17 protein-coding genes are annotated in these 16,713 nt (G+C 31.3%); all 17 read right to left on the bottom strand.

The window, feature by feature from the left end:
- Window positions 1-31 precede the first annotated feature (31 nt).
- Entirely contained in the window at window positions 32-631 is a 600-nt protein-coding gene (locus WMO65_RS15200; RefSeq protein ID WP_349064395.1) for an LbetaH domain-containing protein, read from the bottom strand.
- A gap of 27 nt (window positions 632-658) precedes the next feature.
- Window positions 659-1,897 carry a nucleotide sugar dehydrogenase gene (locus WMO65_RS15195; RefSeq protein ID WP_117636414.1) on the bottom strand — a complete coding sequence of 413 codons (1,239 nt, stop codon included), beginning with the start codon at window positions 1,895-1,897 and terminating at the stop codon, window positions 659-661.
- Window positions 1,898-1,939: 42 nt separating this feature from the next.
- Window positions 1,940-3,082, bottom strand: coding sequence for a UDP-N-acetylglucosamine 2-epimerase (neuC, locus tag WMO65_RS15190; RefSeq protein ID WP_268806762.1), 1,143 nt, complete (start codon window positions 3,080-3,082; stop codon window positions 1,940-1,942).
- A gap of 12 nt (window positions 3,083-3,094) precedes the next feature.
- Window positions 3,095-3,775: an acylneuraminate cytidylyltransferase family protein gene (locus WMO65_RS15185; protein WP_055282569.1), complete on the bottom strand. Its 681-nt coding sequence runs from the start codon at window positions 3,773-3,775 to the stop codon at window positions 3,095-3,097.
- A complete protein-coding gene (neuB, locus tag WMO65_RS15180; RefSeq protein WP_055282571.1) occupies window positions 3,768-4,799 on the bottom strand; it encodes an N-acetylneuraminate synthase in 1,032 nt (343 codons plus the stop codon). Before neuB ends, WMO65_RS15185 begins: the two co-directional genes overlap by 8 nt.
- Before the next feature lie 2 nt (window positions 4,800-4,801).
- Window positions 4,802-5,422 (bottom strand): acetyltransferase, encoded by a 621-nt coding sequence (locus WMO65_RS15175; protein ID WP_117636411.1) that lies wholly within the window; start codon window positions 5,420-5,422, stop codon window positions 4,802-4,804.
- Between the two features lie 364 nt (window positions 5,423-5,786).
- The gene (locus tag WMO65_RS15170) at window positions 5,787-6,437 is read right to left on the bottom strand and encodes a hypothetical protein (RefSeq protein WP_349064392.1); all 651 of its coding nucleotides are present in this window, start codon (window positions 6,435-6,437) and stop codon (window positions 5,787-5,789) included.
- A 1-nt stretch (window position 6,438) separates the two neighbouring features.
- A complete protein-coding gene (locus WMO65_RS15165) occupies window positions 6,439-7,575 on the bottom strand; it encodes a Coenzyme F420 hydrogenase/dehydrogenase, beta subunit C-terminal domain (protein ID WP_349064390.1) in 1,137 nt (378 codons plus the stop codon).
- 1 nt (window position 7,576) lies between these two features.
- On the bottom strand, window positions 7,577-8,377 hold the full coding sequence (locus WMO65_RS15160; RefSeq protein WP_349064389.1) for a DUF2334 domain-containing protein: 801 nt from the start codon (window positions 8,375-8,377) through the stop codon (window positions 7,577-7,579).
- A 3-nt stretch (window positions 8,378-8,380) separates the two neighbouring features.
- Window positions 8,381-9,520, bottom strand: coding sequence for a polysaccharide pyruvyl transferase family protein (locus WMO65_RS15155; RefSeq protein WP_349064387.1), 1,140 nt, complete (start codon window positions 9,518-9,520; stop codon window positions 8,381-8,383).
- A gap of 12 nt (window positions 9,521-9,532) precedes the next feature.
- Entirely contained in the window at window positions 9,533-10,957 is a 1,425-nt protein-coding gene (locus WMO65_RS15150; RefSeq protein ID WP_349064385.1) for a lipopolysaccharide biosynthesis protein, read from the bottom strand.
- The gene (locus WMO65_RS15145; RefSeq protein WP_349064384.1) at window positions 10,950-12,173 is read right to left on the bottom strand and encodes a hypothetical protein; all 1,224 of its coding nucleotides are present in this window, start codon (window positions 12,171-12,173) and stop codon (window positions 10,950-10,952) included. The genes WMO65_RS15150 and WMO65_RS15145 overlap by 8 nt, the downstream gene beginning before the upstream one ends.
- 40 nt (window positions 12,174-12,213) lie before the next feature.
- Complete coding sequence (locus WMO65_RS15140) at window positions 12,214-13,521, bottom strand: glycosyltransferase family 4 protein (protein WP_268806756.1); 1,308 nt, start codon at window positions 13,519-13,521, stop codon at window positions 12,214-12,216.
- A 12-nt stretch (window positions 13,522-13,533) separates the two neighbouring features.
- Window positions 13,534-14,031, bottom strand: a complete 498-nt coding sequence (locus WMO65_RS15135) for an acyltransferase (protein WP_055282588.1) — start codon at window positions 14,029-14,031, stop codon at window positions 13,534-13,536.
- A complete protein-coding gene (locus tag WMO65_RS15130) occupies window positions 14,028-15,185 on the bottom strand; it encodes a hypothetical protein (RefSeq protein WP_268806755.1) in 1,158 nt (385 codons plus the stop codon). Before WMO65_RS15130 ends, WMO65_RS15135 begins: the two co-directional genes overlap by 4 nt.
- A gap of 2 nt (window positions 15,186-15,187) precedes the next feature.
- Entirely contained in the window at window positions 15,188-15,952 is a 765-nt protein-coding gene (locus WMO65_RS15125; protein WP_349064382.1) for a glycosyltransferase family 2 protein, read from the bottom strand.
- Window positions 15,952-16,698, bottom strand: coding sequence for a sugar transferase (locus tag WMO65_RS15120; protein ID WP_272491531.1), 747 nt, complete (start codon window positions 16,696-16,698; stop codon window positions 15,952-15,954). Before WMO65_RS15120 ends, WMO65_RS15125 begins: the two co-directional genes overlap by 1 nt.
- Window positions 16,699-16,713: the final 15 nt, after the last annotated feature.

Below are 16,713 nucleotides of genomic sequence, written 5' to 3'. Positions count from 1 at the left end.
AATCTCCCCATTCTTATCATTGTATTCTATATTATTCTAACAATCTATTCTTTATTTTTTTTGCAGGTGTTCCTGCAATAATAATATTGGACTCTTCAAAATTTTTTGTCACAACAGAATTAGCCCCTATAATATTGTTGTTTCCTATTTTGACATCTCCACATACTACTGCATTTGTAAATAATGTAACATGATTTCCAAGTCTTGGTTCTCTTTCGCCACCACCATTTGATACAATTGCAGAATTTACAAATAGCCTTGCATCTTCACCAACATCTCCATTAGTTATAATAGAGCCTAAGTGAACTATACATAACCCCTTTCCACAACTGTTCAATCTAACTTTCATACCATATTTAAATCTTAATCTATTTAATTTGACCAAGCTCAAATAGTACATCCATTTTTTCCCAGTATTAAGGTAATATTCCGTTTTTCTAAGTCTTTTTTGATACTTAAAAATAGCATCGTTTTCCGTTAGCGGAAATCCCCCCCCCACTAATGTTCTCTTTGGATATTTCGCACCTTCATATTTAATCCATTCTTTTAAATCCGATGCAGAACTAATTATCTCATGTTCCCATACGGTTGAAGTATCTCTTGCGTATGTTTCATTCATTTCTATGTTCATTATTTACTTCCTCCATGCAAAATAGTATCAATCCCGTCTATATAAATCCCTTGTATATACTTTATCTTTCACATCATCTAAACAATCATTATATCTATTTGCAATGATTGCCTGACTCTGCTCTTTAAATTTATCCAAATCATTCACAACCTTACTTCCAAAGAAAGTGCTTCCATCTTCCAATGTTGGCTCATAAATAATAACAGATGCTCCTTTAGCCTTGATTCTCTTCATAACTCCCTGTATAGAAGACTGGCGGAAATTATCTGAATTTGATTTCATAGTAAGACGATATACACCAATCACAACCTCTTTTTCCATAGAAGCATCATAAGTATTTTCATCTTCATAAGCATAATACCCTGCTTTCTGTAAAACACGATCTGCTATGAAATCTTTCCTGGTTCTATTTGATTCAACGATAGCAGACATCATATTCTGTGGAACATCTTCATAATTAGCCAAAAGCTGCTTAGTATCCTTTGGTAAGCAATAACCACCATATCCAAATGACGGATTATTATAATGCGATCCAATTCTTGGATCAAGACACACACCGTTAATGATCTGCTGTGTGTTCAACCCTTTCATTTCGGCATATGTGTCAAGCTCATTAAAATATGATACTCTGAGAGCCAGATATGTATTAGCAAATAACTTCACTGCTTCCGCTTCTGTAAATCCCATAATCAAAGTATCAATATTCTCTTTAATAGCACCTTCCTGTAATAATCCGGCAAATGTATTCGCAGCCTTTACAAGTCTAGCATTTTGAATATCCGTTCCCACAATAATTCTTGACGGATATAGATTATCGTACAATGCCTTAGATTCACGCAAAAACTCAGGGCTAAAAATAATATTGTCACAATGAAATTTTTCTCTAATACTTGCTGTATATCCTACTGGAATTGTCGATTTTATAACCATAATCGCATCTGGATTATATTCAATAACCAACTTGATCACAGCTTCTACTGCTGATGTATCAAAGAAATTTTTCTTACTGTCATAGTTTGTGGGAGCAGCAATAACTACAAAGTCCGCATCTTTATACGCTGATTTTGCATCTAATGTTGCCGTTAGATGCAATTTCTTCTCTGACAGATATTTTTCAATATATTCATCCTGAATTGGAGATTTTTTTTGGTTTATTAATTCTACTTTTTCTGGAATAATATCTACTGCCATCACTTCATGGTGTTGCGATAACAAAGTAGCTATGGATAATCCCACATATCCAGTTCCTGCAACTGCAATTTTCATATTCGCATACCTCCTGCTTTACACTTCTGTTTCTACTGAATTTTAGACTATATCATAAAATTCCTTTAAAATGGACGTTCCATTTTCTAAAATTTCTTTTGTCTTTTTATAATAATTTTCTGCAGTATTTTCTACATAATACGGATTAATTATTTTTTCATTTTTCCCGGTAATCTCTTTCATTGCCTGACCGATCATACTACTGTCGCAAGTGACATCAATAACACTGTTACCATGTACTCGTCCTCTTTGTCTATCTCCAATATTAATTGTATACCTTCCTAATGACGGTGTTTCAATAATTCCAGATGACGAATTTCCTATTAATGCCACAGAATTTTTTACTAAATATAAAAACGAATCTACATTCAAGTTTTCATAATAATACGCATTTTCATGTTCATCCACATAATTGAACCATGAAGAACGTATGATATCAGATTTTGTATCTGCATTCGTCCCCATAAAAATAACACTCATTCCATTCATATTTTCCTGCAATGCAGTCAATACTTCTTTCACCTGATCTTCCATTTTCACATCAGTTAGTGTTTCGGGATGAAAAGCTACAACCCAATATTTTTGTGGAATAAGTTCTTTTACTTTTTCAATTACTTTCTCTTCATCTATCTTGCAACAATTTTCTGCCCCTAATGCCCCAAGATAAAATACTCTTTTAGGATCTTCTCCCAACTGTATTACACGTTTTCTATATTCTTCTGTACTGGTAAAATGATACTGACTCATTTTGGTAATAGAATGACGTATAAATTCATCATAATTGCCATATGTAACTTCCCCACCATGTAAATGCAAAATTGGGATTCTTTGCATAGCTGCTGCAATCGCAACCGCCATCATTTCATATCTATCTCCAAGTATAATTAATAAATCAAATTTATTATTTTCAAAATAATTTCCAAAACAATCTAAAGCTGTTGCCATGCAATGCATCACATTCGCATTACTGTCATTCTCTATATTTAGCGGAATCTCCAAATCGATTTTAAATCCATCCTGTCGTATTATATCTACAGAGTGACCAAACTTATCTTCCAAATGTGAGCCTGTAACCAATACTGAAAACTCAATATCTTTGTCATTATCTAATAATCTTAAAAAATTTTTTACTATTCCATAATCTGCTCTTGAACCAGTCGCATACGCTACTCTATACTTTCCCATACTAACCTTCTTTTACTGATTTATAATAGTTTCGGCAATTTTAAAATCAAGTTCTGTATCTATATCTATACTGCGCTCTGCCGGCATTTTATATGCGTAACAATCTTCTCTATACAGATTTGTATTTTCCAAAAAAGCCTTCACATCTGCCATATAAATTGCCCCATTTATCCTATAAAACGTTTCTAATTTCTGTCTTTGTTTATTACTGTCTGCCCGCAAAAATCCGGATAACGAATTATTTTCTGGTAAAGTATTACTCCACAATGGCGAATGCTCCATTTCACAAACTGATACAACCGCTATTGCATCTTTCTCTTTAAATAATTCATAAGCTTTTTTTATATCTTCGTACTTTCGCAATGGAGATGTTGGCTGTAAAAGCGTAAATGTATCAAATACAATTCCCATCTCCTGATATTTTTTCAATACTTCTTTTACAACATCCCATGATGACGCTACATCTGATGCATTTTCTTCTGATCGATAAAAAGGTACTTCTGCTCCATATTGTATTGCAATCTCGCCATATCTTTCAGAATCCGTAGAAACCAATATGTGTGAATAAATCTCTGATTTCTTCGCTGCTTCTATGCTATATGCAATTAACGGTTTTCCATTTAATAATTTTATATTTTTATCTTTCAAGCCTTTCGAACCGCTTCTTGCAGGTATTATTGCTAAATTATTCATCTTCTCTATTCACTCCTTTACAAGAAATCAATTCATCTATTTCAAAATCTTTTTCAGCTTCTTTCCCCAACACCTCATACCAATGAATCGGAGAAATTCCATTTCCTGGTCTTTTACAAGTGATATTCTCTTCGGAAAACATTTCACCTCTCATGATTTTTCTTTTTGCTACAATAGATTTTCTTGCAACGAATATATTGCTTCGTTCAGATTCAGTCACTTCTTTCGTTTCATTTCCAAGCATAATTTCAGCTTTATGCACACCTACACACAATTCTTTTAGTTCTTCTGGTGTAATAGACGCTTTATGATCAGGTCCTGGCATAGCTTTATCTAAAGTAAAATGTTTTTCGATAAATTTAGCTCCCAATCCAACAGCCACAAGAGAAGCAACAATTCCTTCTGAATGATCTGAAAGTCCGATTTTCCAATCTGGTGCTAATTCTTGAAGCTTATTCATGGCAAGCAAATTCATATCTTCCGGCTCTGTTGGATATTGTGTATTACAATGTAATACCGTAAAACTTGTGTCTTTACTTTGTTGCAAAACATTTATTGCATATTTAACTTCATCAATCGTAGACATTCCTGTTGATAGAATTACTTGTTTATTTTGACATTCAATTGCTGCTACCCTCTGTAAATAAGGAAGATTTGTAATCTCTCCTGATGGTACTTTCCATATATTCTGACCGATTTTTTGCAAAAATGAAAAAGATTCAAAATCAAATGGCGTAGAAAAAATCTGAATATCTAAAGTAGAAGCATACTGTACCAATTCCAAATATTCAGTTTCCGTTAATGCCAATTTTTTTAACATATCTAGCTGTGAACCATTTCCATCATTTTTTTTCTGATATTCGGCTTTAGGGGCATATCTTGAAACAAGATTTTCTGGCACAAAACTTTGGAATTTAACTGCATCTGCTCCAGCTTCTTTCGCTTTTTTCATCATTTTTTTTGCCAATTCAACACTTCCATTATGATTGCAGCCAATCTCTGCAACAATTTGAATATCACTCATTTCTAATCTCTCCTCTTTATAACTCTAGCAGGTACACCTACTACAGTTACTTTCTCCGGTATATCTTTAATAATCACACTACCTGAACCAATAATTGCATTGGAACCGATTTTCAATTGACCGTTACACACAGATGAACTGCCCAAAAAAACACTATTTCCTACAATTACATTTCCATTTATGACAGAATTTGTTGATAAATGATTGTGATCACCCACTTTACATTCGTGTTCAATCAAAGCCTTTGTATTTATAACATTATTATTTCCTATCTCTGCATCAGCATTTATTACTGCCATTTTACCTACAAAATTCCCTATTCCCATTTTTGCACTGGCCGATATAATTGCTGAAGAATCAATAATATTGATTATGTTCAATCTTCGTTCTCTAATTCTGTCAAACCATAACTTACGGTATCCAACATCTCCAATAGAAACAAAATAACTATATTTTTCACAATTTAGAATATCTTCAAGTCCCGTACCCAAGATCGGTAATCCCATATGCATACCTTTTTTGTTGCTATCTATGAATCCACATAATTCATATTCTGATTTATTAATTGAATCTGCAACTGACTTTGCATGTCCACCAGCTCCTATTAAAATCAGTTTTTTCATCTAAAATCACCTCAAATCTATTTTCTAAGATACTCTCTCAGTTTATTCCAATTTTTTATACCTATTTTAACAAATGATGACACTATTCTTTTATTCATTTTTTACATATGTACATGTGGCTATCAATATAAACTTTTCCATTTAATCCACTCACTTTTATTCTATAAAATCGTTCTTTACTTTATCAAAAATTTCCTTACCCTCAAGACAAGATTGTGAAAAATAAATTTGTGAAACAAATTCCATACCATATCTCATTTCCAAAATATTTTTTATATCTCTTATCCTTTTTGATACAGCTTTACTATCCACAATCATGTATTCTGGTTCATCTAACGTAAACTGTATAAGTTTTCCTGCTTGATTAAGCTTTATACCCCCCCCCCCCCACGAATAATGGACTCTGTAATCTATATCTGTGTACACTTTTTATATTAACCATTAAATCCAATTCGGATAATTTTTCATTTTCAGGCACAATACAACAAAAAGTATCTCCCGTTTCAATTAACCATTCTTGTATTTGTAAATATGCATTATAGACTTTTTTCAAAAAATCTGCCGATATTTTCTTTTGTAAATACCAATCCAAATTACCTGGATTTTTGCTTTTTCTCTTCAAAACTCGAACATTTATTTTATGTTGATCTGTATATAAATTCATCCCCATTCTATGATTACCATCGAGAAGCCTCATATCCTTATCTACTATAAATAAAGAATTCGGATCATATCCTTTGCTTTGATATGATGTAATTAATTTTGAGAAAGCCATGTTCCCATCTTCCTCCCGATGTTTATTACCATATGCTGCCCTACTAACCGTATTTTGCCATACAAATGTTTGTTTATTATATTCTACATAATCCTTTATATCCAAATACCTCGTAGTAGCTAGAAACTGATTATGTTCTACATTTCTTCTTAAATTCATTATATCTCCAATAGAAGCACTACATGACTGAGCCGTTCTACTATCATATAAATCTACCAACATCTTTTTTATACTAAACATTTTAATTTTCTCCTCCCAATACTTTCCATTTTATACGATTCAAAATAGTTGGTTTTGCATACTTTTCTGTCCAGAAATGAATATTCGCATCTGACTTTTCTAACTTCTTTTCAAAACTCTTCTGAAAAGTATTTCGTGGCGCTGGTAATATAATTCTTGGATTATTACGAATTATTTCTTGGCTATCTACATTTCTAATTAAAAAGTACTTTTCTACTTCATTAAAAATTTTTTTTCCTTTTTCAGTCAACACTAATACCGCCGAACACCCAAGACTATCTGTAAATTCGGGACATACTTTTTCCATTCCCCACGCATCTCCTATCAATAGATCACTCATAATATTCTGTCCCTTATATTCGCAACTCAAACATCTATTTCTTTCAAACAAACCATCTGTAAAGCATTTCAAAAAGTAACCATCATTTTTTCTAAACGTTATATGTTCAGTTCCATTCTTAAATTGAAACTTCAATCCATAATTTAAGCATCCTTTTGTTTTATCTCTCATAGACACTTTAATAATTGAACTTTCACTCATTCTTTCTTCTTCAGCTAAATATTTTTTCCATATTTTACGTTCTATAGATCCATGACATACAACTGCCAGCGTAATTAATTTATCACTTTTAACACACTTTTTTACTGCTGCAACTTGACATGGGACTCCTGAAAAAAGTACTATTTTTCCCTTTTCTACAATCTGCTTGATTTGCACTATGCAATCATTTAAGTCACTTTTCACATATTTTGATCCCATCATTTTTTTGCAAATTTCTATCTCATTAGAAACAATATGTTTGGGCATAAACTTGTCATCATATATACAACCACAAACATATCCGTCCATTTCTAATACTTTTTGTGCTATTTGAAAAAAAACACCTCCTGACGAACTTACTTTTCTGATTTCATTGTTTTTGTTTTTAACTATATATCCCTCAATACAATTCAGTTCTTCTATATCTTCAGGTTTATTCAATTCAATACATACTTTTTCACATCTATTGCAATTAATACACTTTTGCAAATCAATTTCTGGATGTATGTTTTCATCAAATGATATTGCTTTGGTTGGACAAGCTTCTGCACATGCTGAACAAGAGTAACATTTTTCTTTAAAATCAAAATTTATCATATTATTTAAAACACTCACTTAAAGGAACTATTTCTGCACCATCTTTAATTACATAATTATATATTTGTTTAATTAACTTTTTCGCTTTTTCATCTGTATTTAATTGCCAATAATGAGTATATATAACAAATGGCACTTTTCTTGCTTTGCAAATATGGTACTCATAAATCAGCCGTTCATAATTATCTATTGTATATGCATTCAGTTCTTTATGCTTTCCATAGTTCATAATACCTGGATACTGTACTTTTTTTACTATCCTAAATCCCCAACGAATTATAAAATTATATATATATCTTAAATTTACTTTTCTATCTCTCACCCCAATAATGCCAGAGTAATTCATTTGAAGATCTTCTAATACTGAAATAGCTTTTTTATCAATACTATTATTAGGTGCAACAAATACTGATATATTCATACCTAACAATTTCTCTAAATGTCTTTTTCCTTTCGGTATTTCCTCTTTTAATTGACTACTACTTTTCCATTTCATTTCAGCAAGCCATTTGTTTTCACTTAGCTGATATTCATGTGAATAGCCATGTAACAATATATCAACTTTTCCCTGTTTATATTTTTTCTTTAAATATTCTAATAATTCTGTATTTTCAGCTATATCATAATATCCCATTCCAATTTCTTTTCCATATGGAAACACATCATCTCTATGAACTGGAACCGTATACGGCACAACTGAAAGAGATACACAATCATCCTCATTTAAAAAATCATATGCTCTTTGTAAATCTTTAGGTTTTGTAAAATATGATGTATCATCATCCCGAATAGCAACTTTCATTTTTTATCCTTTCGTCATCTCGAATAACATGTTTTCTAAATACTCAATCGAATCCCTTCTCTGTTCCTCCAAAATCGGAATCACATTTTTGTAATCTATAGAAATATCTTCTGCAGTCAAATTATCCATATTATGAATTATTCTATTTGATAATCCAAAGATATTTAAAGCACTATATAATCTGGAATTTTCAGATGATTCCTCTGAATCACTGCTTTTACAAAAAGAGAAAAAATTTCTTTGGAAATTTATCGAAAACATAGTTCCATGAAATGAATCTGTACAAATTAAAGCAGCCCCTCTTATCAATGATAAAAATTCTTTAGGACCTCCCCATACTTTTTTATAATCATTATTTTCCATTTCTAAATATGCTGCCGGAAGACTTATTATTTTCCAATTTGTTAATTTTTGTATCTTTTCTACAGCCCTTCTATGTTCTGATTTTTCTCCCAAAAAATAAACCAAAATATATGGCTCTTTAGGTATCTCAAACTCGCAATATTTTCCCCACTCCTTAGCAGATAATAACAATGTTGGATCTAATACACATTTAACTTCTTTTTGTGTAATACGGCTTAACAATTGCGCTCCATCCTGCTCTCTGCATGATAAAAAGGAAAAATTAGATAATTTTTTTCTATATTCCTTTTCTTTCTCGTCAGATAATGATTTTACCGCTAAGCTCGGACCATAACTGCCTTTTTTCGATTTGTTTTCAACAAATGGCAAAAAAAATGCTTCCGGCGAGTTCGCAACAAAAGGATTCCAAGTCTGGTCACTACCTACTACATATCCATCATATACTGGTGGATTTTCCATTAACTGCTGTGTGGTTGTATATTTCTTTTTTCCTACATGCAAATATGTTTTATAAAACTGTTCAAATAATTCATTCTTTTCATTTATTTTTTCTCTCGAATCAGCCAACGCTCGATATTTTTTTCTTTCTTTAATATACACTGGCATTCTTTTTATTCTTAATTTAAGCATTTCATATCTTGATAGAGAATTATCTTGTTTAAAATCTATTAACTCTGCCTGATAGCCTAGTTGTTCTACCTTTTCCTGCAAGGCAAGAGCCTGCAGCATTGTACCGTAATTATAATAATGATGATATGTAATTATTCCTATTGTTTTCATAATTTATTTCTCCTAACGATGTAAATATTTTGCTAACATTATTTTTCCTTTTCTCATTATATTAATTATCAATTTTCTATTAGCAGCAATCAAAGCAACAAGAATGATTAATTGTATTATTACAGGCACTATAGTAAATCCACCTAAACAAACTATGAATTGTACAACTAACAAGATATACATTATTGTATGTTTTAGAAAATTCACTCGTATATGTATATACCTTTTACTTCTTTGTAATCTAACTAGCCAAATAACAATGTTAGACACAAGTGTTGCAACTGCAGCACCCATTACACCAATATAAGACACTAATACAAAATTTAATATGGTATTTACGACTGCACCTATCATAGTTGAATATGAGAATATTTTAGTATCTTTTACTGCTGTAAAAATGCTCCCTAAAAAGCCAGCCAAACCACCAAAGACGAAAGAAATCATCAATGGAGGAACATATTTCCATGCTACAAAAAAGCTCTTTGCATATAAAATATGTGCAAATGGAATAGTTAATATAATTAACATTGAACAACACAAAACTAAAAAACCATTATATGCCTCATACATATCAGCAACAAAATGATCACTATCTTCTGGATCAAAATCTTTTATGGCTGATAACTGCCATGCCTGCGTAAATATATCACTACATGCAGTCAGCATAGTCGGTATTTTATATGATACCGTATAAATTCCATTCGCAGTTGCACCTAAAATCCATGTAACAATATATCTATCCGATGAACTATTAATCCACCAACCAATTTTATTAAAAATTAACGGGAACCCAAATTTTTGCAATTCCTTAACTGTAGTTCTATTTACTTTATTAAACTTAATGTGTTTATGTATTTTCAGTCGTACAGATCCCCAAGCTACAGCCATAAAGGTTCCTAGGTAATTAGCTATTAAATATCCATTTAACCCACACTTCAGCACAACCAACAAAACAACATTTAATACACATGATGCTATTGTGGTAATCAAACTCATTTCAACCATATATTGTACTTTATCAATACCTCTGGCATAATTAGTCAGTACATTATACAGCCCTGTAGACAATACCATTAAATAAAATGCAACTAAATATGATGTATTAATTTTAAAGAAAGGAATTATTCCTATTATAATTGTACAAATAGCACATAATACCATTCCTTTCAGGCAAACAAATAACCCGCTTGATATTACTTCATCGGATTCATACTCTTTATCAAAGCAAAATCTTAATATTGCACTTTCGATGCAAAGGATAATGATTGGTAATACCAAATTGGCAGAAGTACTTACTATGTCCCCGATTCCATAGTCTGCTGTGGATAAACAATTAGTATATAAAGGAACCATAAGGAATGCTATTATCTTAGGACCAAAACTACTTATCCCAAATAAAATAAAATTTTTCGATAAATATTTATATTTCTTATTCATATGAATTGCTCGTTACTCCTTGACCCAACGTCACTCTAATAAATGATGTCCTTTCTACTGAGCATAACATCACCGCAAATTGCGTTACGAAAAGACTATTCCAAAATACCGATTGACCAAATATTGAAATGATACATGTTAAAACATAACATTTACTATATAAATCTGATTCTTTCCATATATTCCAAAAAAGTTTCAAATATAAAAGCAATCCAAATACACCGTAAATTAACATACAATTTCCAATAGCATTAACAAAGCCTAAATATGAAAGATTAAGACTTAATTTATATTTACTTAATGCCACTTCTCCAGAACGCATATAATTCTCTACATTCATATATGGTATTCCTAATACTTTATAGATCAAAGGCGCAGCCCAAAATAATTGAAATCCCAACACAAGCCTAACTGAATTAGATGTATTTGTAATCGAAATATTCGTCAACTTATTTAATGCCATTGAAAAAATACTTAAGTTTGAAAATGCTCCTATACCTATTATCAAAACACCTACTATCATTAACGAATTAAAATATTTTCCTTCGCTTCTGGCACTTACAAACGCATAAAACAGCCATATTACTCCGGTCATTAATATTCCCGTTGAAGATGTTGATAATAAAATACTTATCGAAATAAATACCATCCAAATATGCTTTTTTCTTTTCATACACATGCATAAAAGTGGTAATATCCATGTACAGTAAGCAGCCGGTTCTAAAAAGAAAGAATGTGGTCTATCATAACCCAATAAATAATTTTCGCTATTTGACTGCAAAAATGGAAATATATTAATTGTAGACACTGATTGTCCCAATATATATACCTGGAAAGATTGGTAAAAAATTCCAGCCATAACAATGATTCCTATAATTTTCCAAACCCTAAATAGATTTTCTTCATCAACTTTTTTATATATACACGATAAAATTAATAAGTATAAAATTCTCTCTACCCAGAGCCCTGTATTAAATCCAGTTATAAACATCCTGAAAAAATCATGTACTATCATAAATAGAAAAAATATAAATAATGGTTTATATAAATAAAATTCTCTATATTTTATAAAATAAATAGCTACAGCAGCAATTACACAAATTAATCCTAAATGAAGACCTGCAATTTCATACTGATTGATCAGGCAAAACAATGGGATAAAAATTTCCATCAAACTTATCTTCTTTTTTCGTCTATTATTTATTCCTTCATTCATTATTTTCCCTCACATCAATAAAATCTTTCTAAGGCTTTGACTACGCCATGACCTCTTTGTACCAATTCACATATTTTTCAGACATAATATCAATCGAAAACATATTACCTATTTCAATAATCTCTTCATATTTCCAATTTTTATCCAATGCTGTCTTTAATATATCTGTAACTGATTCATTACTTCTATCTTTTACTTTTAACATTGCTTCTGGATAATATAAATCCTGGGTTGCATCTAAATCCTCAAAGGTAACGCATGGTACTCCATGCATATATCCCTCAACAATAGGCAATCCAAACCCATCATTTAAACTCAAAAATAAATTTACATCACAGAATTTCCAAAAAATATCCATTCGATCATTAAATCCGCCTAAAATAACATTTTTATGTAATTGATATTCCACAATTTTTTTTCGGACTTCTCCATTATCTACTTCTCTTCCCCAAAGCACCAACAGGGTGTTTTCAAATACTTTTGTATTTTTCAATATTTCTACTGCTTGCATTTGATTTTTGTTTTTGGTTATATTTCCCACGAAAAAGAGAATTTTCTTACCATTTTTTTTGCTATGCTGCAAATAAGCATATGTATCACTCAACTTTGGATATAAATCATTCTGATTCAAACAATCGCTATAATATTCCTGAAACTTTTCTTGCGTTAAAGTGCCTTCTTCTCGAATAAACTTTGTATCATTTTCATCGTTTTTTTTCGTTCCATTCGTAATAACAGTGATATTATTTGCTTTTTTTCCTAAATAGTTTTCTTCTATTCTGGCTTTCATACCACTACTAATTACACTAATTGGTATATTGTTTTTTTCTGCTTTTATTAAAAAATCACGTTCTATCTGCTTTTCATATACCGGTGCAGAAACCGAATCATTCAAACCAATTAAACCATGTAAAGTAACTGTATACCTTACTTTCATTTCTTCACAAATTCTAATATAGCTTTCTGTAATAGTTCCTATACCATGTATATGAACTATATCCGGTTTTTCCATTTGAATTTGTTTTCTAACATATCCACCATCTACTTCATAAAAAACATGTCTGGCTCTATCTTTTACTGTAACACCATTCGCAAAAAATGCTTTTATTCCTATTAACCAATCCTTTAATTTTGCATTAGAAAAGAACTGTCCCCATGTATGAGAAAGGATTTTAAAATTTTTTTCATTTTTTCCCTTTGTAATAACTCGTGTTAATAAAACAACATTTTCTAATTCAGCCACTGAACTTACTATATTTTGAACCATTATTCCAAATCCAGTCTTATTTTTAGTAAATTCAATTATATTGTCATCATATATATACGGAGCAATAATCATTACTTTCATTTATATCGTCACCTAAAAAAATTTGTTTTCTGATTTCAATTCATAATAATGTTGTTCGTTTCTCATTTTAAATACTTTCGCCGGATGTCCTCCTGCAATTGAACATGATGGAATATCCGATACAACAACGCTTCCAGCCTGAATAATAGCCCCTTCACCAATTTTAACCCCTTGTAAAATTGTAACATTTTGCCCAAGCCAAACATTATCTTCTATCACGACATCACCGTCTATAGTCGTTTCGTCATAAGGAATAGATTTTCCCTCATAGTTATGATTAGAGGTTAATATCAATATTCCTCCTCCTGAATGAAAATTATTTCCAATAGTAACATTTCCATTTCCTGTAACTTTCATCCCATTAAAATGACAATTATCTCCGATATAAGTCTTAGATGTAAATTTACTCCAATGGTTTATATGTAATCCCTTTCCATATTGCTTGGCTGTTTTTTTACATAGATTTGTATAAAAACCTGTTCGTATTTTTTTTATAATTTTTCCTATCATACTCTTTTCTCCAATACTTCTGATAAAAGTCTATGTTCCTTATAAAGACAAACATATCCCAATTCTTTCAATTTATTAAAATTTTCAGGATTACTCATATTATCTATTATTATTGGAATTGAATTGCATAATGCCTGATTCAATACCGTTGAATAAAGCGAAATTGCAGCACCAGATTGTAATAAAGATTGCTCTATCGAAATTTGGGTTGTATCCTCTACATCTGCAAAAGTAAATATCTTTTTAACAATATCCATATTAGAATATCTCGGATGTGGACGTATTGAAATTTTATTTCCACTCTTATATAACTGTTCTAATATTTTTGATATTTCCTTTAATACCTCTTCCGATTCTGCACCTAAATAATATGTATAATCATATTTCTGTGTTCTGATCAGCTCTCCATCGAATTTCAAAGAAGCCGGAACTTCAACAACAAACTGATTTTTATCTGCCTTCATAGAAGCTAATATTTTTCCATAGTATTCATCCCAAATATAGCATTCATCAAATTTAAAGAACGAATCTCTCATATAGTACATTTTTTCTCCATGCATGACATCTATATGCTTGATATTTCTTTGTTTACAGTAAGCTGTCAGTACTGAAGACGTAAAAGAGTATTCAGCACAAACCGCTATTGCTTCAGGCGAATATTCTTCAATGGCAAAACTATATCTTCCAATTTTAATCAAACATTTTAAAATAAACTGCCAAGAAAATGGATATCTACATATTATTCCTTTTATAAACTTTTTATCTTTTGCAGTTAATAAAGTTCCTTCTACCGGATTACTTTCAATTGCTTTATACCTTTTTTTCAAAGACTTTGGCAAAATGTTTTCCGGTTTACCATCTCTAAAAAATACCAAGTTTTTATGCTCTAGCCGATTCACCTGAACCTTTTTTCCATATTTGAACCAATAGAGAATCGCCACTGGAAATGAAACCAGATTTAACAAAAAAGTGATTCCTTTTCCATTAAACTGCATCTGACACTTATACTGAAAATACGATCTTTCAATCTCATCTCGTGGATTTCCTAATTTAGCAATGTATTTTTTTTGTTTACTGACATCATATGAGAATAATGCGTCTTGCCTTCTTTCCAAAAGAACAGCCATTTTACGCAGCATATCATTCATACCCATAATTAACTCACCTTTTTAACGTACCGCACCTTTTTCCAGCATCCATAAATTAAATTTTGTAAAGTCAAAAATAACGATACAATACTATTCTTATTATCTGCTTCCTTGAATAACTTATAGTGCCATTTTACTAATTTTAAATAGCCATGATTAGATATTGATCCTGACCGTTTTCTATACTGTGCCAGCACTTTATCATAATGATAACAGTTTGCCTTTTTGATTACTTTCAGCCACATGGCATAATCGTTATTCTTTTTAATATCTGCAATCTGTATTTTGCCAATCTTCTCCGCATCATACATTACGGTCAAACACCCCGGCCAACAATAACGATACATTCCCATTTTCGTAATCTTCTTAGGTCCGGTTACTTTCACTCCATTCGTCACATCATTTTCATCAATTTCTTCATAACTAGTATATGAAAAAGAGTATTTATTTTTTTTCATATACTTTATTTGTTCTTCCAGCTTAGTCGGATACCATAAATCATCACTGTCCAAAAATGCAATCCACTTACCCTTTGCATTTTTTAATGCTTTATTTCTTGATACAGCAGCACCAGAATTTTTTTTGTTTTTTAAATAAATAATTCGGTCATCATCATACTTCGATACAATCTCATCTGTATTATCAGTTGAACAATCATCAACTATCAACAGTTCCCAATTTTTGTATGTTTGCTCTAATACAGATTCTATTGTCTTACTAATAAATTTCGCAGTATTATATGAGGGCATTATTATTGAAACTAACTCGTTCATTACTTCAATCCTTTTAGTAGTTCTTTTGCTTCGTTCTGTTTTTTATCGTATTCTTCTTTACTTATCTGTTTTGTTTGGAGAAGATAATCCCCATAATCTGCAGCAGTTACACTACCTTCTTCTGTAATTCCCTCCTGCTTAATAAATGCTTTTTCAACAGTTTTAAAAAGAATTTTTAAATCACGCCCAAAAGAAACATGTTCAATATACTCCAAGTCATACTGCAATTTTCTATCCCATGAAATTGCATTTCTGCCACTTACCTGTGCAAGCCCAGACAATCCAGGTTTTGCAGTATGACGCATTCTTTGTTCTTCTGACATAAACACCATATCTCGAACTAACTGCGGACGTGGCCCTATCAGTGTCATCGTGCCATTTAAAATGCAAAATGCTTCTGGCAGTTCATCCAAAGAGGTAGATCTAAGCCATGCACCAAATTTTGTCAGACGCACTTCATCGGGCAGCAAGTTTCCCTCTGCATCTTTCTTATCTGTCATAGTCCGAAATTTATACATTTTAAAAATTCGTTCTTTTCCCGTTTTCGGATCAATCAGTCCAGGTCTATATTGAGTAAACAACACTGGACTTCCCAGTTTGATTCGAACCAGCAGAGCGATGATTGCATACAGCCAACAGAATACAATAATTGCCAATCCAGAGCAAAAAATATCAATCGCTCTTTTTATGTATCTTTCGTAAAATCCCATTTTACGGTACAATTTATGATTTTTTTCTTTCTTCATAAATCTCTCCTAAAA

The organism is Blautia caccae (assembly GCF_040095955.1).
In the GTDB taxonomy this organism is placed as follows: Bacteria; Bacillota; Clostridia; order Lachnospirales; family Lachnospiraceae; genus Blautia; species Blautia celeris.
Note: the sequence above shows the minus strand (reverse complement) of the source record. Positions and strands in the feature narration are given on the sequence as shown.

Excerpts from the sequence above, each read along its gene's own strand:
- WMO65_RS15150 (WP_349064385.1), bottom strand. The coding sequence starts at position 10,957 with ATGAATAAGAAATATAAATATTTATCGAAAAATTTTATTTTATTTGGG.
- WMO65_RS15135 (WP_055282588.1), bottom strand. The coding sequence starts at position 14,031 with ATGATAGGAAAAATTATAAAAAAAATACGAACAGGTTTTTATACAAAT.
- WMO65_RS15120 (WP_272491531.1), bottom strand. The coding sequence starts at position 16,698 with ATGAAGAAAGAAAAAAATCATAAATTGTACCGTAAAATGGGATTTTAC.
- WMO65_RS15125 (WP_349064382.1), bottom strand. The coding sequence starts at position 15,952 with ATGAACGAGTTAGTTTCAATAATAATGCCCTCATATAATACTGCGAAA.
- WMO65_RS15185 (WP_055282569.1), bottom strand. The coding sequence starts at position 3,775 with ATGAATAATTTAGCAATAATACCTGCAAGAAGCGGTTCGAAAGGCTTG.
- WMO65_RS15170 (WP_349064392.1), bottom strand. The coding sequence starts at position 6,437 with ATGTTTAGTATAAAAAAGATGTTGGTAGATTTATATGATAGTAGAACG.
- WMO65_RS15140 (WP_268806756.1), bottom strand. The coding sequence starts at position 13,521 with ATGAAAGTAATGATTATTGCTCCGTATATATATGATGACAATATAATT.
- WMO65_RS15195 (WP_117636414.1), bottom strand. The coding sequence starts at position 1,897 with ATGAAAATTGCAGTTGCAGGAACTGGATATGTGGGATTATCCATAGCT.
- WMO65_RS15160 (WP_349064389.1), bottom strand. The coding sequence starts at position 8,377 with ATGAAAGTTGCTATTCGGGATGATGATACATCATATTTTACAAAACCT.
- WMO65_RS15200 (WP_349064395.1), bottom strand. The coding sequence starts at position 631 with ATGAACATAGAAATGAATGAAACATACGCAAGAGATACTTCAACCGTA.
- WMO65_RS15130 (WP_268806755.1), bottom strand. The coding sequence starts at position 15,185 with ATGGGTATGAATGATATGCTGCGTAAAATGGCTGTTCTTTTGGAAAGA.
- WMO65_RS15145 (WP_349064384.1), bottom strand. The coding sequence starts at position 12,173 with ATGAATGAAGGAATAAATAATAGACGAAAAAAGAAGATAAGTTTGATG.
- WMO65_RS15175 (WP_117636411.1), bottom strand. The coding sequence starts at position 5,422 with ATGAAAAAACTGATTTTAATAGGAGCTGGTGGACATGCAAAGTCAGTT.
- WMO65_RS15165 (WP_349064390.1), bottom strand. The coding sequence starts at position 7,575 with ATGATAAATTTTGATTTTAAAGAAAAATGTTACTCTTGTTCAGCATGT.
- neuB (WP_055282571.1), bottom strand. The coding sequence starts at position 4,799 with ATGAGTGATATTCAAATTGTTGCAGAGATTGGCTGCAATCATAATGGA.
- WMO65_RS15155 (WP_349064387.1), bottom strand. The coding sequence starts at position 9,520 with ATGAAAACAATAGGAATAATTACATATCATCATTATTATAATTACGGT.
- neuC (WP_268806762.1), bottom strand. The coding sequence starts at position 3,082 with ATGGGAAAGTATAGAGTAGCGTATGCGACTGGTTCAAGAGCAGATTAT.